Genomic DNA, 22,196 nt, shown 5'->3' with positions numbered 1-22,196 from the left:
GCCTAAATAACTATGAATATTTCCCTAAAAGGTCAACGGATATTGGTTACAGGTGCTTCCCGTGGAATTGGAAGAGCAATAGCCAGACAACTTTCCGAATCAGGAGCTGAAGTCATCATTCACTTCAATTCCAACCAAAAAGAAGCCGAAAACCTACAAAAGCAACTGAAAAACCCAGCTCATTTGGAATCCTGCAATTTGGCAGATTCCGATCAGGTAGTTGGTTTTATTCCTAAGATTGTCAAAAAATATGGTCCTTTAACTGGATTGGTAAATAATGCCGGTATTTCCCCTTCGGCACCAGATAATCTTTCAACCAAAAAATGGCTTGAAATCTGGGAAAAAACCATGGCAGTTAATGCTACTGCAGTTGGGATTTTGTGTAAGGAATTTGTTGATCAGGCTAAAAAGCAACAAGAAGGAAGAATCGTGACTATTTCTTCCCGAGCGGCTTTTCGAGGTGATACCACGGATTATTTGGCCTATGCCGCTTCTAAAGGGGCTTTGGTAAGCTTGACTCGTTCCATTGCCCGTCATTATGGAAAACAAGGAATCAAAGCATTTTTGATAGCTCCCGGATTCACGCGAACCGATATGGCCAATCAAATTTTATCGGAATATGGAGAAGAGTTTGCCTTGAATGATATTGCTTTGAATCAATTGACTCAGCCTGAGGATATTGCTCCTATGGTAACCTTGCTTTGCTCCGGACTTGCTGACCATGCAACAGGAACATCCATAGATATCAATGCAGGTTCATACGTTCGATAGTATTTGCTATGGATAAGGAGGAATTTCGAAAATATGCCCACCAATTGGTGGATTGGATGGCAGATTATCTGGAGGAAAAGGAGAATTATCGGGTAACTCCTACAACAAAGCCGAGAGAAATATTTAAGCAGTTGCCATCTGAGGCACCCGAAGATTCAGAATCATTCGAAGCTATTTTTCAGGATTTTAAGGAAATTATTCTTCCGGGAATGACTCATTGGCAGCATCCATCTTTTTTTGCCTATTTCCCTGCTAACAATTCCGAGCCTTCTATTTTGGCAGAAATGCTCATGTCTACACTTGGAGCACAATGTATGTCATGGTTAACCTCTCCGGCAGCTACCGAGCTCGAAGAACGGGTTTGCGATTGGCTTCGGGATGCTAAGGGAATAGATCCGTCTTGGAAAGGGGTCATTCATGATACAGCAAGTACTGCTACCTTGAGCGCAATTTTGTCGGCAAGAGAGCGAAAATCTACGTGGTTGATCAATGAAGAGGGCTTTGGTGGGAAGGAAAATTTCCGAATTTATTCTTCGGAGCACGTTCATTCTTCTATTGACAAGGCCCTTCGAATCGCCGGAATAGGAGTAAAAAACTTGGTTCGAATTCCTGTGGATGAAAAATTTGCGATGATTCCAAGCTTATTGGAAGAGGCTATCCAAAAAGATCTTGAAAGGGGATTTACCCCGCTTTGTGTTGTTTCTGCTTTGGGGACTACTTCAAGCACAGCTATTGATCCTATCGGCGCGATTAGCAAAATCACCAAAAAATATGGCCTTTGGCATCATATTGACGCGGCTTATGCGGGTACTGCTTTGCTTCTTCCGGAATTTCAGTCTTTGATTGATGGTCATGAAGATGCAGACTCTTATGTATTCAATCCGCATAAGTGGATGTTTACCAATTTTGATTGTACGGTCTTATTCCTGAAAAACCCTGAAGACCTGATTAATACATTTTCGCTGACTCCTGAATATTTGAGAACTCAACTCGATCGGGAGGTCAATAATTACCGGGATTGGGGAATTCAATTGGGTAGAAGATTTCGGGCTTTGAAATTGTGGTTTGTTATCCGAAGCTATGGCTTGAATGGGATCCGTCAAAAACTTAAAAATCATATCCAATTGGCCCAAAAAGCCAAATCTTGGATAGAGTCAGAAGAAAGACTGGAAATTTTAGCTCCCGTTCCTTTCAACACTATCTGTTTCCGGCACCAAGATTCTAAACTTTCTTTGGAGGAGGAGAATGCATTCAATGAAAAATGGATAAATGCAGTAAATGTTACTGGAAAAGTGTTTTTTACCCATACTAAGTTGGAAGGGAAATATGTCATTCGATGGGTGATTGGTCAGACTGATGTGGCAGAAAAACATATCCAAGCTGCTTGGGTTTTACTGATGGAAACTCGAAAACAACTACTCCAAGAACATTGACCTAAATGCCTTCCAAAGACCCGGTATTGACACCTGAGCTGATCAAAATTCTTAAGATTTTTGGTGCAGCCTCGGTCCTTTTGGTTGTTTTCTTCTCTTTTTTCGATTCTTATCGGGCAAATAATTCCGGTGAGGATACGACTTTTCGGATGACTTCCTCCTCTCGTCTGTTTTTTCTAAATCTAAAAGCCGTTGATTATCAACGGGAAGTGCGAAAAGATGCTGGGATGACCCTGTATCGGCATGCTGGGTTTGATTTAGATTCGAAAGAGCCTACAGTGTTTTTAGTATTGATTCTTAATACGCCCAAAGATGAAAGTTATCTCTATTTGGAGCCTCATGAGCTAGATTGGCCTTTGAAAATTTTGGCAATTTCGGGCCAAGGTGAAAAAGAGTTGAATTTTGAAAATGGAAACAAATATGACCAACTCAAACAAGCTCAGGAGATTTATGAATTGATTCAGAAAGAGGTGGAGTTTTACTTAATTGTCTCAGATCAAAAAATTCCATTGTGGGAATCTGAATCCGAAAAAGAAGCCCTTAAATCCACATTTGAAGATTATTTTAGAATCCTGGATAAATAAAAAGCGAGTATGTCAAACCCACAGTTGGAATTTTTTAAATCTCAAATCGGCAAAACCCTTGATCATGGCCCTTCAGGAGCGGGAAACTGGCTTGCAGGAACTTTGCTCGAGGTTGAGTTTGGTTATGCAAAAGTCTCTTTCGAAATCCGTCCCGATATGTGTAACCCTGCCCAAATTCTTCATGGAGGTGTAGCCTCTTTGATGATGGATGATGTGATAGGCATGGCTAATTTTATAACGGAGTCTGAATTTTTGATGACAAGTATCAATTTGAATGTGGACTTCTTGTCCTCGGCTAGTCTAGGAGAAAAAGTAGAAGTGACTGCCAAACTGGTGCGGACTGGAGCAAACCTAAATCATTGGGAATCCGTAATACGAAAAGAATCTGGTAAGATCGTCGCAAAAGCCAGTTCGAATATGATTAAAACCCACAAAAGACTTAAGGAATTAGGGTTTTAATATTTTTCGCCATTTAATTTTATAAAACGAAAAAATACCTGTTTTTGGTTCTTTTAGGGCTATTCTCTTTGCCAGCACTATCACAAGTAACTGTTTCTTACCATCAAAGCAACCTCCCTTTTGTTGGAGTGAATAAGCAATTCGGGGAGCGCTTTATTCCAGAGTTTCGAATCGGTACGGATTATTTTCTAAGTAGCATGGACTTAGAGCTAGTGGCAAATGTCCTAATCACCAAAAAGGAAAGCTTCGAGTTTTATGGAGGATTTGGTGGACATGTAGGGGATATTGATGGATTAGTAATTCCACTAGGAATAAATATCTATCCCTTTTCCAAAAAGGATTTTGGTTTTCATATGGAACTAGCACCCATATTTGGCGATTGGAATTTACTTCGTGGTTCTTTTGGTATTCGGTACCGGTTTTTGAACGATTAGAATTGCTCGAGTTTCACCATAAAATCCCAAAGTGTAATTCCCATCGAAACAGCAATATTCAGGGAATGCTTGGTTCCTAATTGGGGAATTTCTAAAACATAGTCACAGGATTTCAACACCTGTTCTTCTACACCAAACACCTCGTTTCCAAAAACCAGGGCATATTTACCCATTTTTTCTGGCTGAAATTCGTGTAAGAAAATGGATTTGTCCACCTGCTCCAATCCGCAAATTTGATATCCTTCCTGCTTGAGTTTTTCTATCGCGTCAACAGTATTTTCGACGTATTCCCATTCCACAGATTCTGTAGCGCCCAAGGCGGTTTTTTGGATATCGCGATGTGGTGGTGTTCCCGTGATTCCGCAGAGGTAGATTTTTTCAATTCGAAAAGCATCCCCGGTTCGAAAAGCCGAACCCACATTATTCAGACTCCTCACATTATCCAAGACCAGGCAAACGGGTGATTTTTCAGTCTCTTTGAACTCCTCCACGGAAAGCCGCTCGAGTTCTTCCATGCTTAATTTCTTCATCTTTTTTGAACTACCTTGCTTATGGATTAATTTCAGCTTTTATTCAATCCCCAAAATTAACAGAATTCACTAGAAGGCATGAGTAAGTCCAAAGATGGCAAGGAAACACCTTTAATGAAGCAGTATAACGCGATTAAAGCCAAACACCCTGGTGCCTTATTGCTTTTTCGGGTGGGAGACTTTTATGAAACCTTTGGCGAAGATGCGGTGATTGCCAGCAAGGTACTGGATATCGTATTGACTAAGCGCGCCAATGGAGCCGCTTCTCATGTGGAGTTGGCTGGATTTCCTCATCATGCTTTGGATAATTACCTGCCTAAATTGGTTCGAGCTGGAAATCGAGTAGCTATTTGTGATCAGCTCGAAGACCCAAAGTCTGTCAAAGGGATCGTAAAGCGTGGAGTTACAGAATTGGTTACTCCTGGACTTTCTTACAATGACCAAGTTCTCGATACACGCAAAAACAACTATTTAGCTTCTATTTATTTTGGAAAGGAAAGTCATGGGATTGCCTTTTTGGATGTTTCCACAGGGGAATTTATGTGTGCTGAAGGAAGTGCATCTTATATTGAAAAACTCCTCCAAAGCTTTTCTCCTTCTGAAATCATTTATTCCAAAGCAGCCAAGCAAAAGGCTTCCGAAGTCATCAAAAATGATTTTATTACTTTTCATTGTGAGGATTGGGTGTTTCAATACGACTTTGCCTACGAAAAGCTGAAAAATCATTTCGGAACGGCTAATCTAAAAGGTTTTGGGGTTGAGGATCTGGAATTGGGTACAATAGCAGCCGGAGCTATCCTCTACTATTTGGAAGAAACCGAGCATAAAGAAGTACAGCATATTTCCGCTATCTCTCGGATTGCAGAAGAGAAATATGTGTGGCTGGATAAATTCACCATTCGAAATCTTGAATTGGTTTTTCCGCAGCATGAAGGAGGCGTTCCATTGATTCAAATTTTGGATCAAACCGTAACCCCAATGGGGTCTCGAATGATGAAAAAGTGGATGGTGCTTCCTTTGAAAGAAAAGGGTCCTATCGAAGAGCGGCAAAATGTCGTTGACTTTTTCTTCCAAAACTCTTCGTTGATCGATGAAATGCTTTCTCATTTACGATTGATTGGAGATTTGGAGCGGTTGATCTCTAAGGTCGTTGTGGGAAGAGCCAATCCTCGTGAAATGAATCAGATCAAAAGGGCTTTGAAAGCTACTTTGCCGATCAAGGATTTATTGAAAAAACAGAACAACCCTACGCTGAAGCGATTGGCAGATCAGATCCATCCTTGTGAGTTTCTACTTGAAAAAATTGAGCGAGAACTGCAGGAAGATGCGCCGATGCTCGTTCACCAAGGTGGAGTAATCAAAGAAGGAGTAGATCAGGAATTGGATGAGTATCGATCCTTAGCAACAAAAGGCAAGGATTTTCTTGTTCAGATTCAGCAGCGCGAAGTTCAGAAAACGGGAATCACTTCTCTCAAAATAGCATATAACAAGGTTTTCGGATATTATCTCGAGGTTACCCATGCCCATAAGGACAAGGTGCCGCAGGAATGGATCCGAAAGCAGACATTGGTAAATGCCGAGCGATACATCACTCCGGAACTGAAAGAATACGAAGAAAAGATTCTCAATGCTGAGGAGCGAATGATTGCCTTGGAACAAAAGTTCTTTGCGGCTTTGGTTGAAGAAGCTGCTCAATATGTAACCCAAATTCAGCAAAATGCCCGTGTTATTGGCACATTGGATGCGTTATTGTCATTTGCTCAAGTAGCGCTTTCAAATCGCTATGTCAAACCGAAAATTGCCGAAACAGACAGCCTGGAGATTAAAGATGGTCGACATCCAGTAATTGAAAAGCAGTTGCCTCCAGGAGAAGATTATGTTCCCAATGATATTTACCTGGACCATGATAGCCAACAAATTTTGATCATTACGGGTCCAAATATGGCTGGTAAATCTGCTCTTTTGCGACAGACAGCTTTGATTGTTTTGATGGCTCAAATGGGTAGTTTCGTGCCGGCATCTTTTGCAAGGATAGGAATAATTGATAAGGTTTTTACCCGAGTAGGAGCCTCTGATAATTTGTCTAAAGGAGAGTCTACTTTTATGGTGGAAATGACCGAAACGGCCAGCATTTTGAATAATCTTTCAGATCGCAGCCTGGTGCTTATGGATGAAATTGGTAGAGGGACATCAACCTATGATGGTATCTCCATTGCTTGGTCTATTGTAGAATACCTACACAATCATCCAAGTTTCAAAGCAAAGACCTTATTCGCCACCCATTATCATGAGTTGAACCAGCTCACAGAGGACTTTCCAAGGATTAAAAACTTTAATGTTTCAGTCAAAGAGGTAGGAAATAAGGTGATTTTTATGCGCAAATTGAAACCTGGAGGCAGTGAACATAGTTTTGGTATTCACGTGGCGCAAATGGCTGGAATGCCCAACCCGATTGTTTTACGGGCATCCGAAATTATGAGCCATTTGGAAAAGGACAAGGCTATGCAACAAGGCAAAGAGCAACTTAAGTCAGTTCCGAAGAATAACTACCAACTCAGTCTTTTCGAAATGGATCCAAAATTCAAGGAAGCCAAAGAGCTTCTTGATCAAATCGATATCAATACCATTTCACCAATTGAGGCACTTTTGAAGCTTCATGAAGTAAAAAAGAAACTCGATTAATTAAGCTAATTATTATATTAGTCCGTTAAACCCTCAGAGCATTATATGGATAAGGTATTACTGAAAGACCTTAAAAAACAGGATAAATACACTAAATTTTTTCAGGAGTGGGCGGAGCAAGAGTTCAAAGCTCATCCCAATGAAAAACAATTAATTGAAAATTTAGAATCACTCAGCCAAAGTATTGGAATCCGAGAAGGCTTGGTGATCGCATGTTTTGATTACCGTAACCTTAATTTGGCGTTTTTTACCGGTGAAGTAGAAAAAATTACTGGTTATCCAGAGTCCATTTTCCGGAAAAAGGGGATGGAAGCTTCTTTTGCAATGCTTCATCCGGAAGACCGGGAAGAGATGTTTAAGTTTCAAAAGATTGTTTTTGAGCACTTTCACCAGTTAAGTCTATCCGAACGTCACACGTTTGAGTTTTCATACACTACCCGGTGGGTTCATCGTACTACCCAGGAGGTGAAATGGGTAGTGGCAAAAGTACGCCCTTATTTTATAGATGAGGCCGGAAATTTTGCAATGGACTTGCACATTATTTTTGAATTGCAGACCCCACCAAAAGTCAAAAGTTACGATTGGACCTATTCCTTTATTCGGGATGATGGTACTCGGGTTTTGGTGACGAAAGACTCACCAAACAATAAAGCGGTAAAACTTACAAAGAAGGAAAAAGAAATCATCCAATTGATTTTGGATGGGAATTCTTCTAAAATGATTGCAGAGGAATTGAATATTTCAGCCAACACCGTGGCAACACACCGAAAGAATATTCTCCGAAAATTGGGTGCGAAAAATATGGGCGAGATGGTGAAAATCGTTGCCTCTTACGATTTTTAGGCCTCTAATTTTCAATCAGAAAGAAAATTTAAAAAAATTTCCTGATTGAAATATTGTAAAAATCCCAAGTAGCCGTACCTTTGCATCCACAAACGGCTCGATTGGACGAATCGGGTTAGAAATAAGCGAGAGTAGCTCAGTTGGTAGAGCACAACCTTGCCAAGGTTGGGGTCGCGAGTTCGAATCTCGTCTCTCGCTCTGATCAAGCCCTTGAAAAAGGGCTTTGTTGTTTTAAGTCATAAGTAGCTAAGGTCTCCTTAGTGAAGCCGGGATGGTGGAATTGGTAGACACGCAAGACTTAAAATCTTGTGTCCATTTGGACGTGCGGGTTCAAGTCCCGCTCCTGGTACAGAAGCCTCGTGGAAACACGGGGCTTTTTGCATTTTTAGGTATGTATACTGTTTATGCGATTAGGAGCAAATCCAGAAATTCCATTTACGTTGGAATAACTCAGGATCTTGAGTTAAGGCTATATCGTCATAACTCTGGATATGAAAAAACGACGAAACCCTATCGTCCTTTTGAGCTCATTTATAAAGTTGAAAAACCAACAAGGATTGAGGCAAGAAAGGAGGAGAAGCGCTTAAAAACAACATCAGGAAAGAGGTTTTTTTAAGGTCCTTAATAACTTGAAACTTGTGTCCATTTGGACGTGCGGGCCTGCCTGGCGTCAGACAGGTTCAAGTCCCGCTCTGGCCTGCCATTCTATGGCAGATAAATCCAATAGCCTCGTGGAAACAAGGGGCTTTTTGTATTAAAAAAAGCTCCGATAAGGAGCTAAAGATTTTTGGGTTCTCAGAATTTATTTTTCAATAATTCCTTTCAGATCGGCCGGAGAATAGTTGACAGATTTTAAGGTCTTGTGATCACCTTCCCGAAAGACCAGGTACAAATCACCTTCTTTTTCATAGAAACAAGGAGTGCCTTTGGCTTCGTAATGTGCTACTGTGGCTTTGGCTTCTTCTTCAGTTTTGCAGGCTTTGCTCATATTAGAGCGTTGTACCTCATCGAAAAGGGCTTTGAATTTTTCTCCTAAGCCAAATTCTAGAATCGCACCGGACAAGACATACTGCAAATCACAAAGTGCATCAGCGATTTCTACCAAATCCTTATTCTCAATCGCTTCCTCCAATTCTCTCAGTTCTTCTGCCAAAAGAGAAACACGAAGATTACACCGTGTATCGGAGGGAATGGTTGGCTCCTTTAATACAGGATGTTTAAATGTCTCATGAAACAAAGCAACAGAAGTAAGGGATTTTGGATCTTGCATGGAATTAGTGTTCTTTTTCGAAAATCGAATTAAACAAAAAAGACCGGAAAATCCGGCCTTTTTTAAGTCGAAATATCTTTTGGTTTACCTGGAGGCCGCAGCAAATCGTTCAGCTACAGTTTTCCAGTTGATAATATTCCAAAATGCAGAAACATAGTCTGCCCGACGATTTTGATAATGTAGGTAGTATGCGTGCTCCCATACATCAAGACCCAAAAGCGGAGTTCCTTTAAAATCGGAAATGTCCATCAATGGATTATCTTGGTTGGGTGTAGAGCCTACCGCTAATTTTTTGTCATCTCCAACAACTAACCAGGCCCAGCCGGAACCGAATCGGGTTTTGGCTGCAGTTTCAAATTGCTCGGCAAATGCTTCAAAACTTCCAAAAGAATCATTGATGGCATCAGCTAGCGCACCTTCAGGTCTTTCAGCTGCATCCGGAGTCATCACTTGCCAAAATAATTCATGGTTGTAATGACCGCCACCATTGTTTCGCATTTTGGTGGAGTAGTTCGAGATATTAGCCAATACATCCTCCAAAGGCTTATTCGTATCTACATTTTCCTCACCAATTGCTGCTTCCAGGTTTCTGGCATAGCCTGCAGCATGTTTGGTGTAGTGAATTTCCATCGTCATAGCATCGATATGCGGTTCCAATGCAGCAAAATCGAAACTTAATGGAGTTTGGGTAAAACTTGTCGCCAAAACGGCCTGTGAATCTCCTTTTGCTTCACCGGAGCAAGCACTTAAAATGGCTGTTCCGCCTAGACTCAAAGCCAGACCCGCTTTACTGCTATTTGCCAAAAATGCTCTTCGTGATAAGTTGAAATTTAGATTTTCCATATGGAATAGATTTCTTGGTTGATCATGCAATTGAGTTGCTGAAATTAAGGATTATCTGTCGAAATTAGAATCCGAATCGGACATATAGTCTGAAACTGTGACAAGTTGTTAAAGTTTATTAGCTCAAGACTCTCTTGGAGAAGTTTTTGAACCACAGGGAAAAGAATCAAAAAAGAATGAAAATTCAGTTTTATAAATATCAGGGCACAGGAAATGATTTTGTCATGATTGATGATCGGGAAGAAAAACTCGATTTGAAAGATATATCTTGGGTCAAGCAGCTTTGTGACCGCAAATTCGGAATCGGTTCGGATGGGTTGATTGTGATAAGAAACCATCCCGATTTTGATTTTGAAATGGTCTATTACAATGCTGACGGAAGCCAAAGTATGTGTGGAAATGGTGCCCGTTGTGCAGTTGCTTTTGCGGGATTCCTCGGCATAGTTAAAAATGAGACACATTTTTTTGCAATAGACGGTGCCCATGATGCAGTTCTCAAGGAAGATGTGGTGGAGTTAAAAATGGGAAATGTAGATGGAATCGAAGCCAAAGGCACAGATTGTTTTGTCAATACGGGCTCTCCCCATCATATTCGATTTGTATCCGAAATAGAAAATTATCCCGTTTTTAAAGAAGGGGAAAAGGTCCGATATGACGCAGATTATGCTCCTTCAGGCACCAATGTAAACTTTGTAAAAGCGATTTCTGACAAGGAAATATTCGTCCGTACCTACGAGCGGGGAGTTGAAAATGAAACGCTTTCCTGTGGAACAGGTGTAACTGCAGCGGCTTTGGCATTTGCTCAGGAAAGGCAATCCGGAGAGGTTAAAATCCAAACCCTTGGCGGAAACTTATCCGTTCGGTTTCAAAATAGCCCAAAAGGAGGCTTTGATAATATTTGGTTGATTGGCCCTGCCGAACAGGTTTTTCAGGGAGAGATCAAAATTTAATGCTTGAATTACTGCCTGCGAGGTAAGTTTACACGATTATCAATTCTAATAAAAAGGGCTTAATTTTAGGCCCGCAATTAGCATAAGAAAAGAGAGATGTTAGATATTATTGCAAAAGGAATAGCAAAAGTTTTCGGCACTAAGTCCGATCGAGATATAAAGGAATTACTTCCGAGAGTTAAGGAGATAAATCAGATTTTTGACGGTCTTGCCAAGCTGAGTGATGAAGAACTTCGGGCCCAGACTTCGGAGATTAAATCCAAGGTTAATGAATATCTAAAGGAATTCGATGCGAAAATTGATTCTCTTCGTGCCGAGGTAGAATCATTGCCTGCGGATGCGATTCACCAAAAGGATCAAATTTTCTCCCAAATCGAGGAAATTGAAAAGAATCGGGATAAGGCGCTTGAAGAAATTCTTGACCAAGTAATGCCTCAGGCTTTTGCAGTGGTAAAAGAAACTGCCCGAAGATTCAAAGAAAACGGAAAATTGGTGGTGAATGCCAATTTGCGTGATAGGGAACTTGCTGCTGTCAAGCCCAATGTTGAAATCGACGGGGAGCAGGCCATTTGGCACAATCGATGGGAGGCTGCCGGTACAGAGGTAATCTGGGACATGGTCCACTACGATGTGCAGTTGATCGGTGGTATGGTTTTGCATCAGGGTAAAATTGCCGAGATGGCTACTGGTGAAGGTAAAACCTTGGTTTCCACGCTTCCAGCCTATTTGAATGCATTAGCGGGTCGGGGTGTTCACATCGTTACGGTCAATGATTACTTGGCAAAGCGTGACTCCGAATGGAATGCACCACTTTTTGAATTCCACGGTCTTTCTGTGGATTGTATCGATAAGTACCAGCCTAATTCCCAAGGAAGGAAAAAGGCTTATCAGTGTGACATTGTTTATGGTACCAATAATGAATTTGGCTTCGATTATCTCCGAGATAATATGGCAAGAGATGCGTCTGACTTGGTTCAGGGCAAGCATCACTTTGCTATGGTGGATGAGGTTGACTCCGTTTTGATTGATGATGCTAGGACACCGTTGATTATTTCCGGTCCTGTTCCTCGAGGAGATGTTCATGAGTTCGACCAAATGAAACCTCGTGTTGCTACTCTTGTAGATGAGCAGCGAAAATTAATTCAGGGCTTTTTGACAACCGCCAAGCGCCAAATTTCTGAGGGAAATGAAAAAGATGGTGGTTTGGCGCTTTTCCGAGCTTATCGGGGAATGCCCAAATACAAGCCATTGATTAAATACCTTTCCGAGCCAGGTATTCGAGTAATCTTGCAAAAAACAGAGAATTTTTATCTGCAGGATAATAAGCGAAATATGCCAGAGGCAGATGAGCCACTGCTTTTCACCATTGATGAAAAGAGTAATGTGGTGGATCTTACCGACCGAGGTATTGAAACCTTGACTGCTAAAAACGAAGATCCGAATTTCTTCATCCTTCCGGATATCGGGATGGTAATCGCGGAATTGGAAAAGGATGAGTCTATTGAGGATAAGGAAAAACTGATCCGAAAAGAGGAAGTCATCAAAGATTACAGCGTCAAAGCTCAGCGAATCCATACAGTTAATCAGCTTTTGAAGGCTTACTGTATGTTTGAGCGAGACACCGAATACATCATCGTTGATGGGAAGGTCAAGATCGTGGACGAACAGACAGGTCGTGTCATGGAAGGCCGTCGTTATTCGGATGGCTTGCATCAAGCGATTGAAGCGAAGGAAAATGTTAAAGTCGAGGACGCTACACAGACTTATGCTACCATCACGCTTCAGAATTATTTCCGAATGTATCACAAGCTTGCCGGTATGACCGGTACAGCGGAAACGGAAGCAGGAGAATTTTGGGAAATCTACAAATTGGATGTGGTAGTTATTCCTACCAACAGACCAATCCAACGTCAGGATAAAGAAGATAAGGTTTATAAAACGGTTCGCGAGAAGTTTAATGCCGTAGTGGATGAAATCAACGAATTGGTAGCCCAAGGCAGACCTGTCTTGGTGGGTACTACTTCAGTTGAAATCTCCGAGGTATTGAGCCGAATGCTGACCTTGAAGAAAATTCCTCATCAGGTATTGAATGCTAAGCAACATGCCCGTGAAGCGGAAGTTGTCGCGGAGGCTGGAAAACCTGGTACCGTTACGATTGCAACCAACATGGCGGGTCGAGGAACTGATATCAAGTTGACTCCAGAGTCAAGAGCAGCCGGTGGTTTGGCAATTATTGGTACAGAGCGCCATGAATCACGACGTGTTGACCGTCAGCTTCGTGGACGTTCCGGTCGTCAAGGAGATGTGGGTTCATCTCAATTCTTTGTCTCTTTGGAAGATTCCTTGATGCGATTGTTTGGTTCGGACCGCATTGCCAAATTGATGGACCGAATGGGCTTGGAAGAAGGAGAAGTGATTCAGCACAGCATGATCACAAAGTCTATCGAACGTGCTCAGAAGAAAGTAGAAGAAAACAACTTCGGTACCCGAAAGCGCCTTCTCGAATACGATGATGTCATGAACTCCCAGCGGGAGGTGGTATATCGCCGTCGAAGAAATGCCTTGAAAGGTGAGCGATTGGAGTTGGATATTCTGAACATCATGTATGATGTGGCCGAAAGTATCATTGATATGGCTAAGTCCACCGATGATGCAGAAAATCTTCGAATGAATATTTTCACCTCTCTAGGTTTGGATTATCAGATTTCAGAAAATGATTTGAAATCCAAAGATGCGGCTAGATTAACCCAAGAGTTGTACGAGGCAGCATTTAAAAACTATCAGGAGAAAAATCAGCGAATCATTCAGACAGCCTTGCCTGTGCTTCAGCGAGTACAGGATGAGCGAGGTGCTACAGTGAAGGATATTATGGTACCAATTTCTGATGGCATCAAACAAATCGGCGTTGTTGTTAATTTGGAGAAAATGCTTTCCTCTGAAGGTCATGAGCTGATTCGATCTTTGGAGAAGAGTGTTACTTTGGCAATTATCGACCAAAACTGGAAGGAGCATCTTCGGGACATGGACGATTTGAAACAGTCTGTTCAGAATGCTGTCTATGAGCAAAAAGATCCGCTTTTGATCTACAAATTCGAGGCTTTTGAAATGTTCAAACGCTTCATCGGTAAATTGAATGAGGATATGATTTCCTTCTTGACAAGAGCGGAATTGCCAAAACAAGATCCTGCCCAGGTTCAGCAAGCCCAAACTCAGCGAGCTCCCGAACCAAAAGTTCATGCATCGAAAGAGGAAGCAGGAAGCACGTTGAACCCAGGTGCTAATAGAGCTGCTGCCGCTGCTGCTTCTGCAGGAAGACCTGCGCCACAAGTAGTTGCTCCTCGGAAATCGGAAAAATCCTACGGAAGAAATGACCGTATATCTGTTCAGTACAATGACGGGACGACCAAGAAGGACGTCAAATTCAAAAGTGTTGAGCAGGATATTCAAGAAGGTAAGTGTGTAATCATTGAATAAATAGCCATGCGGAAAAGCTGGATTTTCGGAATAGTAATTCTTTTTTTCTCCTGCAAAACAGGCCAGAGTGTTGTCAGTGGCCCTGAAAGCTTTGCCGGTTACCAGGAGGATTTGACTGCTAGCCTACCGAATTATCCAGATTATGAACAGCAATTGGAGAGCCTTCCTACCATCCAACCGGAGGAATCTGCTAGGGCAATTGATACACAATTGGAGGCATTAGCTCGGGTTCAGTATGAAAAAAATACTTCTGAGCCCTATTTTAATGGGTTCAGGGTTTTAGTGTATTCGGGTCTCAATCGCGATGAAGCATTTAAAACTCAAGAAGAACTTGTAGAGGCCTTTCCTGAAATTAGCGCTGAAATGCAATATGAGCAGCCTCGCTATTTGCTGAAAGTGGGGAGATACGGTTACAAAGTGGAGGCATTGAAAGTGCTCTATGAAATCAAAACGGTTTTTCCATCAGCAAGAATAATCAGAGACCGAATTCAGCGTAAAGATTTTACCCTACCAAGCCAAATAGACAATGCTGAAGGAGAAAATTAAATCCCTCGCTAGTGCATATAAAGAAGAGGTTATTGCCAATCGGCGACATCTTCATGCCAATCCTGAACTTTCCTACAAGGAGTTTCAAACAGCAAAATTCGTCAAGGAAAAGCTGGAGCAAATAGGAATTCAAAATCTTGAATCCAAAGCAGATACAGGTTGGACAGCATTGATTGAAGGGAGAAATCCTTCCAAAAAAATCATCGCTCTTCGAGCTGATATGGACGCCCTTCCTATTGTGGAGGCAAACGAAGTTCCCTACAAATCTCAAAACCCCGGTGTGATGCATGCTTGTGGGCATGATGCCCATACAGCCTCCTTATTGGGAGCCGCCAAGATTTTGCATGAGGTAAGGGATCAATTCGAAGGAACAATTAAGCTTTTATTTCAGCCCGGAGAGGAAGTTGCTCCAGGCGGTGCTTCCTTTATGATTCGTGATGGAGCTTTGGAAAACCCCAGACCATCTGGAATTATTGGACAACATGTGATGCCATATATCCCTGCTGGTAAGGTAGGATTCCGACAGGGAATTTACATGGCAAGTGCTGACGAATTATACCTAACGGTCAAAGGAAAAGGCGGACATGGTGCTATGCCGGAAACCCTAATCGATCCTGTTTTGATTGCTTCGCATCTGATCGTTGCTCTTCAGCAAGTAGTCAGCCGGGCGGCAAGTCCAAAAATCCCTTCGGTGCTTTCTTTTGGACGGGTAGAAGCTTTGGGTGCTACCAATGTGATTCCAAATGAGGTTAAAATTCAAGGAACCTTCCGTACGCTCAATGAAGATTGGAGAGCCGCAGCCCATCAAAAAATGCAGCAAATAGCTCATGGCTTGGTAGAAGGAATGGGAGGAAAACTCGATTTCGAAATCCGAAAAGGATATCCATTCTTACAAAATGATCCGGAATTGACAGCTAGAGCAACAGACGCGGCGAAAGAATATCTGGGCGAAGAAAATGTAATCGACTTGGATATTTGGATGGCTGCAGAGGATTTTGCTTACTACTCACAGGAAATCAGTGGATGTTTTTACCGATTAGGAACTCGAAACGAAGCAAAAGGAATTGTTTCCGGGGTTCACACACCAACCTTTGACATTGAAGAAGATGCACTTGAAATCGGTGCTGGATTGATGGCTTGGTTGGCTGTTTCAGAATTACAAAAAGCTTAATGTCCGATTAATTTTCCAATAGTATTTCTCCCCTATTTTCGTATTCCAACAATTTATTTATGAAAGTATTTAGACAGTTTACGCTTGCCCTTTTTCTGATGCTTTTTACATCTCAGGCCTTTGCATGGGGTCAATTGGGGCATTATTTGATTGGCTATATGGCAGAGCGACAGATGAAAAGTTCGGTCGTGAAAAAAGTGGAGAAAGTACTATATCCTATGTCTTTGGCTAGAAGCGGTACATGGATGGATGAAATTCGGTCTGATAGAGCTTATGACTATGCGACCACTTGGCATTATCTGACAAGTAAAAACGGTGAATACGACCCTAACATTCAGGAAAAGACTGGAGATGCTTATGAAGCAATCATCCGTTTGAAAAATGAACTCAAAGCAGGCGGCTTATCAGCAGAAGAGGAAGCTGAAAAGCTGAAAATGCTTATTCATATGGTAGAAGATATTCATCAGCCTTTGCATGTGGGCACAGGAGAAGATCGTGGAGGGAATGATGTGAAGATCGAATTATTTGGTCAGCCAACTAACCTTCATGCCCTTTGGGATAGTGGAATGATTGACCGGCAAGGAATGAGCTTTTCTGAAATGGGGAATGAGCTGTATCGAAGAATTACTCCTGAGCTTCAGCAAAAATATCGGTCTGCAACCATGCAAGATTGGTTGAAGGAAGCGGTAGATCTTCGGGGTGCAGTTTATGATTTGCCTGAAAACCGTAGAATTAGCTACGCTTACATGTATCATAATTTCAAAATTGCAGAAGAGCGTATGATTGCAGCTAGTGTGCGATTAGCTCAGATTTTGGAAGAAATTTATGGGTAGAAAGATCTTGAAAACCAAAGAAATGGCCTTGGGGATTTTGCTCTCAAGGCCATTTTTTTATATTTAAAGTTCTGAATTTTAGCCGTTGATTTCGGTATGCTCAAACCCTTATTAATTACCACATTTTTTATCCTAGTTGTTTTTCAATCCCTTTCTCAGGGATTAGAAGAACATTTTCTATCAGCATTAGACAATAGCGATTCTACCGCAACCCTTTTTGAAGAACTCGAAACAAAACTGGAAACCAAGATTGATTCAGGGATGTACTTCTATTACCTGGCAAGGTTTCAAAACATTGAAAACAATCCCCGCCAAGCGGTAGAGACGCTTCTGAAAAGTCTCCCTTATTTTTCTTCGAAAGAAAGTTCAAACTATCTGATTTCCGCATACAACAATCTAACCTATTTAGAATCTATTTTGGGGAATTGGGAAAAGTCAATGCTCTATGGGCAGACAGCCTACGAGAAAGCTTTGGCTGTCAATGATTCAAGCCGGATGGGTTACTCCTTGGCGGATTTGGGGATAGTATATCATGACATGGAGCAATATGAAAAAGGAGTGGAATATGCCAAGAAAGGCTATGAGATCCTTTCCGCAAGTTCAAATCCAGACACTAGAACTAAGGTCTTTGCAATCAATGCGATTGCGATCAACTTTGATGATTGGGATAAGCCCGATTCTGCTCTTTTTTACCACTATAAAAATCTAGAATTCCTTTCAGAATTAGATAGTTCGGCATTTACTAATACCTTCAACAATATTGGCAATACACTCCTCAAGCAAGGCCGGTATGCTGAAGCTAAACAATGGGTGGAGATTTCGCTAAAATACAACTATCGTAGTATGGATAGTTACAAGTTGGCTACCAACTTCACTAACCTTGCAACAATTGCATACAATTTAGACAGATACAATGAGGCTGAGCAAATGATGGATTCTGCCTATCATTATGTGCAGCTCAGTGATTCAAGGGAAAAGCTTCGGGATTACCTTTATGATCAATTTCGATTTCAGAAGAAAAAAGGAGACCTCAATTTAGCCCTCGACTATCTAGAGCAATATGCAGCTTTGAAGGATACGATTTTCAAGGAAGATCGAGTTCAAATGATGGGGGAATTAGAGACTCGATATGAAGTGTCTGAGAAGGAACGGCAGCTTGCAGAGTCCAGGGCCCAGTTGGCCGAAAATGAGCTCCTAGTAAAGAACAGAAATAATCAATTACTGCTTCTTTTGATTGTTTTATTGATCAGTTTAGGGCTTGGATTTTTCATTTATTACAGACAGAAAAACAAAAACTGGCATCTTGAGCAGGAGGCAAAGCTTCAAAAGATTTTTGCAGAGCAGCAGACCCAAAAACGCCTTCAGGAACAAAGGCAGCGGATTTCTTCTGATCTTCACGATAATATTGGCGCACAGCTCACCTTTATCATTTCAAGCTTGAATAATCTGAAGTTTTTGGATTTACCCAAAGACGTTTTAGGAAAAAAATTGGATCAGATTTCGGAGTTTACCACAGAAACTATCAATGAACTTCGGGACACGATCTGGGCGATGAATAAAGATAGCATTACCTTGGATGACCTTCAGGGAAGGTTGGCAGGTTTGCTGGAAAAGGCCAAATCCTCCTGTCCAAATACTGATTTCAATTTAGAGCTTGGAGAAAAGTTGGATGAAAATTTTCAGCTAAATTCCCTGGAAGGCATCAATCACTATCGAATAGCCCAAGAGGCAATCCAAAACGCTATTAAGCATGCGGAAGCGAGCGAGATAAAAGTTTCCCTGCTTCCAGTAAATAATCATCTGTCTTTGCTTGTCCAGGATAATGGTAAAGGAATCAATTCTAGCAGAAAAACCGGAAATGGTTTAGGGAATATGAAAGTTCGTGCAGAACGAATTGGTAGAGAAATTCAAATTGAATCTGAAATTGGGAAAGGGACAAAAGTTCTCGTTTTTTAAATTCTATCATTATGGCCATAAAACTTGCAATCGCTGAAGACAACACATTTTTATTAAGGGCGGTAATGGAGAAAATTTCCTTCTTTCCTGATTTGGAGGTAAAGTTTCACGCTTCCAATGGAGAGGAGTTACTGAAAATGTTGGAGGAAGATTCTAATATCCAACTCATTTTGATGGATATCGAAATGCCAAAAATGGACGGTATAGCGGCTGTTTCTCAAGTCACCCAACGTTATCCACAAATCAAAACCATCATGCTTACTGTTTTTGACAACGATGAGCATATTTTCAAAGCCATCCAAGCTGGGGCCAGTGGATATTTTCTCAAGGAAGTTTCACCACCGGAATTGTACCAAGGAATTTTGGACACTTTGGATGGAGGCGCTGCGATGACACCGAGTATTGCATTAAAGACTCTCAAACTGTTGCGAAATCCACCACAGTTTGAAGAGCCAAAAGAAGATATTGCTTTGACCAAAAGGGAAATAGAAATTTTGGAGCAAACAGCAAAAGGCCTGAGCTATAATCAAATTGGAGAAAACCTATTCATTTCGCCCAAAACTGTTCGGAAGCATATCGAAAATATCTACAGCAAGCTTCAGGTGCATAACAAAATGGAAGCTGTACAAAAGGCTGTGAAAAATAGAATTATTGAAGGTTGATTAAAGGTTTCGGATCCTCCATTCCTTGGGGTAATAATTATTAATCCGGTTTCCCAAATTTTTTACCCATCCGATTGGTAGGTTTTGATATGTTAGCAAGACCCAACCTGTTTCTTCTAAAATCAATTCCTGTTCGTTTTTCCTCAAAAAATCCAAAGCTTCCTCTAGGGAAACTTCCTTTGTGGAAAACCCGTTTTTCGGTAAAATGGAGACTGCCCAATCATGAGAGGGGATCCACTCGTTTTTTTGCTTTTTTCCTATCTCAGTGCCCAAATAACGGATATTTAAGCCGTGGATAACTTGCTCTAGATGAGTTTTCCACATTTCCGGAAAGCGGAAATAAGAGTCGTTCAATAAGTAATATTGACTGTTTTCAAATCCCAACTCCTCATCCAAAGCCTTACAAGTTTTTTCATCTACTAGCTTTAAAAATTGATGCTTAAAGTCTTTTTTCTTTCTAGGTTCTAGAATGTAGGCATCATTTGGCCGCTTCAATACAGAAATAAAAAATCCCTCTCCTTCCACCCGATGTGGATAAAATCGGTATCCAAAAAACGTCCCTTCTTCGGTTTGGACTTCTGATTCTTCTATTTGCCATTCAGGGTTCAACTTAATGCGAACAGGTTCATAGGCAAACTCCGAAGTCAAAAAGCGGATCATTTCTTCATTTTCCTGTTCATTGAATGTACAGGTGCTGTAAATCAAATAGCCACCCCCTTTGACCAAACCACCCGCTTGATCCAAAATCCGTTGCTGTCTGCCCGCGCAAAGTCTGACATGGTCTGGACTCCATTCTTTTCTGGCTTCTGGGTCCTTTCGAAACATTCCCTCACCCGAACAAGGAGCATCGATCAACACCAAATCAAAAAATCCTTCCAATTCCTGAAAATGGGCAGGATCGTTTTGCGTGACAATGGAGTTTCCTAAACCCCATTTGATCAGGTTTTCTTTTAAAATCTGGTTTCGGCTTTGGATGACCTCATTGGCAACCAAAAGCCCTTCCTGAGCAAGGTAAGTTGAAAGAAGCGTGGATTTTCCCCCTGGTGCTGCCGCTAAATCCAAGAATATACCTTTAGGAATTTCAAGTTGGCGAAGAACCTCGGAAATGAACATGGAGGAAGCTTCCTGGACATAATATGCCCCGGCATGAAATAGGGGGTCAAGAGTAAATGCAGGCCTTTTTTCCAAAGAAAACCCAAACTCCGACCAAGGAATAGGATTTCCTTCGAAAGGACAACTCTGGATTTTAAAAGGGTTTAAGCGAACCGTGGTCGGCGACTCCTTTTGAAGTGATAGCTCAAAATCTTCATAATCCACCGTTCCCAATTGATGGATCATTCGCTTTTGAAATTCCAGATGAATGCCTGCTTCGCTCATTGCTTTGAAGATTCGAGAGCTTAAAATTGAGGCTTTTTTTCGAAATGCATAGTTACTGCTTGTCGAGAAATACCTAACTTCCTACAAATCAAAATCTTGCTATGGAAATCATTTTGAAAATCCTGATTGGTGGAATTGCCTTACTCCACCTTTTCTTTTTTTGGATGGAAAGCATTGCCTGGACCACTTTTGGGAGAAAAGTCTTTGGCGGTAAAAAAGAGTTTTTTGAAACGACAAAATCTTTGGCAGCCAATCAGGGTTTATATAATGGGTTTTTGGCAGCGGGATTGATTTGGTCACTATGGTCTAAAAACCCTGATCTTTCAGGTCCACTTTCCCATTTTTTTCTCGCTTGCGTAGCAATTGCAGGAGTTTTTGGTACCGCTACCGTCAGTAAAAAGATTTTTTGGGTCCAAGCTTTTCCTGCTATTTTGGTCTTAATTCTACTTCATTTGAGGTATTAAGAACTAGCTATTCGATCTATGAAACTTTATAAAATTACTCAGGGAACCCTATTGTGCGATTCAGACCAGAATTACCTAGGGCCAGAATATGATTGGAATCAGTTATTGGGGAGGGAGAATTTGGCGGATTATTTGAAATCTGAAATCTCATCCTGGGAAAAAATCTCTCCCGATCGAGCCCGGGAAATACAGGATTCAGGTTTGTTGGCTCCGATGGGAAGTCAAGAAATTTGGGCTGCAGGGGTTACCTATTATCGAAGCCGAACTGCTCGAATGGAAGAATCCAAAGATGCTGGTGGAGCTGATTTTTATGATAAAGTTTATGCTGCGGACCGCCCCGAACTTTTCTTCAAGGCTACTGCTTCTAGGGTTTCTAATCCCGGAGGGACTGTAAATATCCGTAAAGATTCTACTTGGGATGTTCCCGAACCTGAATTGACGCTTTTAATTTCTCCTTCTGGAAAAATTCAGGGATTTACGGTTGGAAATGATATGAGTAGCCGTAGCATAGAAGGGGAAAACCCACTCTACTTACCTCAGGCAAAGGTTTATCAGGGTTGTGCTTCTATTGGGCCTTGTATCTTAATTCAGGATAAAATGGAAGATTCCACCACCATTGAGCTTGCTATCGAAAGAGAGGGAAAGTTTGTAGCAGGAGGAAAAACTGATTTGACACAATTAAAACGCAAACTACAGGAATTGGCGGATTGGCTATTCCGAGCCAACACATTTCCAGCTGGTTGTTTTTTGATGACAGGGACTGGAATCGTCCCGGATGATTTTACTCTTAAAGCTGGAGATCAGATTAGGATTAGCATTGCAGGAATTGGAACTTTGTCGAATACAGTAGGAGAAATTTAAGGTCTGAGTAGCGAATGCGATTGGCTTTTCGTTCATAGTCCATAAACCAAAAA

The 22,196-nt window shown here is 41.5% G+C and carries 21 protein-coding genes and 2 tRNA genes; 19 read left to right on the top strand and 4 right to left on the bottom strand.

What is annotated here, in order from left to right:
• Positions 1 to 12 precede the first annotated feature (12 nt).
• From NY014_RS11050 to NY014_RS11030, 5 genes are all read left to right on the top strand, one after another.
• The gene (locus NY014_RS11050; RefSeq protein ID WP_135072077.1) at positions 13 to 771 is read left to right on the top strand and encodes an SDR family NAD(P)-dependent oxidoreductase; all 759 of its coding nucleotides are present in this window, start codon (positions 13 to 15) and stop codon (positions 769 to 771) included.
• 8 nt (positions 772 to 779) lie between these two features.
• On the top strand, positions 780 to 2,204 hold the full coding sequence (locus tag NY014_RS11045; protein ID WP_259414643.1) for a pyridoxal phosphate-dependent decarboxylase family protein: 1,425 nt from the start codon (positions 780 to 782) through the stop codon (positions 2,202 to 2,204).
• A gap of 5 nt (positions 2,205 to 2,209) precedes the next feature.
• Positions 2,210 to 2,788 carry a hypothetical protein gene (locus NY014_RS11040; RefSeq protein ID WP_259414642.1) on the top strand — a complete coding sequence of 193 codons (579 nt, stop codon included), beginning with the start codon at positions 2,210 to 2,212 and terminating at the stop codon, positions 2,786 to 2,788.
• A gap of 9 nt (positions 2,789 to 2,797) precedes the next feature.
• Positions 2,798 to 3,247 carry a PaaI family thioesterase gene (locus NY014_RS11035; RefSeq protein ID WP_259414641.1) on the top strand — a complete coding sequence of 150 codons (450 nt, stop codon included), beginning with the start codon at positions 2,798 to 2,800 and terminating at the stop codon, positions 3,245 to 3,247.
• Between the two features lie 128 nt (positions 3,248 to 3,375).
• Positions 3,376 to 3,681: a hypothetical protein gene (locus tag NY014_RS11030; RefSeq protein ID WP_259414640.1), complete on the top strand. Its 306-nt coding sequence runs from the start codon at positions 3,376 to 3,378 to the stop codon at positions 3,679 to 3,681.
• On the opposite strand, the gene NY014_RS11025 is transcribed toward NY014_RS11030, so the two are convergent.
• Positions 3,678 to 4,211: an RNA methyltransferase gene (locus NY014_RS11025; protein ID WP_259414639.1), complete on the bottom strand. Its 534-nt coding sequence runs from the start codon at positions 4,209 to 4,211 to the stop codon at positions 3,678 to 3,680. The genes NY014_RS11030 and NY014_RS11025 overlap by 4 nt on opposite strands.
• Before the next feature lie 78 nt (positions 4,212 to 4,289).
• Between NY014_RS11025 and mutS the strand changes: the two genes are divergently transcribed.
• From mutS to NY014_RS16405, 5 genes are all read left to right on the top strand, one after another.
• Positions 4,290 to 6,893 carry a DNA mismatch repair protein MutS gene (gene mutS, locus NY014_RS11020; RefSeq protein WP_259414638.1) on the top strand — a complete coding sequence of 868 codons (2,604 nt, stop codon included), beginning with the start codon at positions 4,290 to 4,292 and terminating at the stop codon, positions 6,891 to 6,893.
• Positions 6,894 to 6,938: 45 nt separating this feature from the next.
• A complete protein-coding gene (locus tag NY014_RS11015; RefSeq protein ID WP_259414637.1) occupies positions 6,939 to 7,736 on the top strand; it encodes a LuxR C-terminal-related transcriptional regulator in 798 nt (265 codons plus the stop codon).
• Positions 7,737 to 7,861: 125 nt separating this feature from the next.
• Positions 7,862 to 7,934: transfer RNA gene (locus NY014_RS11010), tRNA-Gly, on the top strand.
• Between the two features lie 67 nt (positions 7,935 to 8,001).
• Positions 8,002 to 8,085 (top strand) — tRNA-Leu (locus tag NY014_RS11005).
• A 42-nt stretch (positions 8,086 to 8,127) separates the two neighbouring features.
• Positions 8,128 to 8,352, top strand: a complete 225-nt coding sequence (locus NY014_RS16405; RefSeq protein ID WP_354003183.1) for a GIY-YIG nuclease family protein — start codon at positions 8,128 to 8,130, stop codon at positions 8,350 to 8,352.
• A gap of 186 nt (positions 8,353 to 8,538) precedes the next feature.
• Here the strand turns inward: NY014_RS16405 and NY014_RS11000 are convergent, their stop codons facing one another.
• A complete protein-coding gene (locus NY014_RS11000) occupies positions 8,539 to 9,006 on the bottom strand; it encodes a nucleoside triphosphate pyrophosphohydrolase family protein (protein WP_259414636.1) in 468 nt (155 codons plus the stop codon).
• Positions 9,007 to 9,090: 84 nt separating this feature from the next.
• Positions 9,091 to 9,849, bottom strand: a complete 759-nt coding sequence (locus NY014_RS10995; protein ID WP_290427038.1) for a superoxide dismutase — start codon at positions 9,847 to 9,849, stop codon at positions 9,091 to 9,093.
• A gap of 176 nt (positions 9,850 to 10,025) precedes the next feature.
• Between NY014_RS10995 and dapF the strand changes: the two genes are divergently transcribed.
• From dapF to NY014_RS10960, 7 genes are all read left to right on the top strand, one after another.
• A complete protein-coding gene (dapF, locus tag NY014_RS10990; RefSeq protein WP_259414635.1) occupies positions 10,026 to 10,799 on the top strand; it encodes a diaminopimelate epimerase in 774 nt (257 codons plus the stop codon).
• A 96-nt stretch (positions 10,800 to 10,895) separates the two neighbouring features.
• Positions 10,896 to 14,273 carry a preprotein translocase subunit SecA gene (gene secA / locus NY014_RS10985; protein WP_259414634.1) on the top strand — a complete coding sequence of 1,126 codons (3,378 nt, stop codon included), beginning with the start codon at positions 10,896 to 10,898 and terminating at the stop codon, positions 14,271 to 14,273.
• Positions 14,274 to 14,279: 6 nt separating this feature from the next.
• Positions 14,280 to 14,819 carry a hypothetical protein gene (locus NY014_RS10980; protein ID WP_259414633.1) on the top strand — a complete coding sequence of 180 codons (540 nt, stop codon included), beginning with the start codon at positions 14,280 to 14,282 and terminating at the stop codon, positions 14,817 to 14,819.
• Positions 14,800 to 15,990 (top strand): M20 metallopeptidase family protein, encoded by a 1,191-nt coding sequence (locus NY014_RS10975; protein WP_259414632.1) that lies wholly within the window; start codon positions 14,800 to 14,802, stop codon positions 15,988 to 15,990. The genes NY014_RS10980 and NY014_RS10975 overlap by 20 nt, the downstream gene beginning before the upstream one ends.
• 59 nt (positions 15,991 to 16,049) lie before the next feature.
• Positions 16,050 to 16,823 carry a S1/P1 nuclease gene (locus tag NY014_RS10970; RefSeq protein ID WP_259414631.1) on the top strand — a complete coding sequence of 258 codons (774 nt, stop codon included), beginning with the start codon at positions 16,050 to 16,052 and terminating at the stop codon, positions 16,821 to 16,823.
• Positions 16,824 to 16,919: 96 nt separating this feature from the next.
• Positions 16,920 to 18,779 carry a tetratricopeptide repeat-containing sensor histidine kinase gene (locus NY014_RS10965; protein ID WP_259414630.1) on the top strand — a complete coding sequence of 620 codons (1,860 nt, stop codon included), beginning with the start codon at positions 16,920 to 16,922 and terminating at the stop codon, positions 18,777 to 18,779.
• 11 nt (positions 18,780 to 18,790) lie between these two features.
• Positions 18,791 to 19,441, top strand: a complete 651-nt coding sequence (locus tag NY014_RS10960) for a response regulator transcription factor (protein WP_259414629.1) — start codon at positions 18,791 to 18,793, stop codon at positions 19,439 to 19,441.
• Here NY014_RS10960 and NY014_RS10955 read toward each other — a convergent pair whose 3' ends face one another.
• Positions 19,442 to 20,818, bottom strand: a complete 1,377-nt coding sequence (locus tag NY014_RS10955) for a methyltransferase RsmF C-terminal domain-like protein (RefSeq protein ID WP_259414628.1) — start codon at positions 20,816 to 20,818, stop codon at positions 19,442 to 19,444.
• Between the two features lie 101 nt (positions 20,819 to 20,919).
• Here NY014_RS10955 and NY014_RS10950 point away from each other — a divergent pair, with 101 nt between their 5' ends.
• Positions 20,920 to 21,282, top strand: a complete 363-nt coding sequence (locus NY014_RS10950; protein WP_259414627.1) for a DUF1304 domain-containing protein — start codon at positions 20,920 to 20,922, stop codon at positions 21,280 to 21,282.
• 18 nt (positions 21,283 to 21,300) lie between these two features.
• Positions 21,301 to 22,143: a fumarylacetoacetate hydrolase family protein gene (locus tag NY014_RS10945; protein WP_259414626.1), complete on the top strand. Its 843-nt coding sequence runs from the start codon at positions 21,301 to 21,303 to the stop codon at positions 22,141 to 22,143.
• Positions 22,144 to 22,196: the final 53 nt, after the last annotated feature.

Source organism: Algoriphagus limi (genome assembly GCF_024919275.1).
GTDB classification, from domain to species: Bacteria; Bacteroidota; Bacteroidia; order Cytophagales; family Cyclobacteriaceae; genus Algoriphagus; species Algoriphagus limi.
This window is presented reverse-complemented; position numbering and strand designations above follow the sequence as displayed.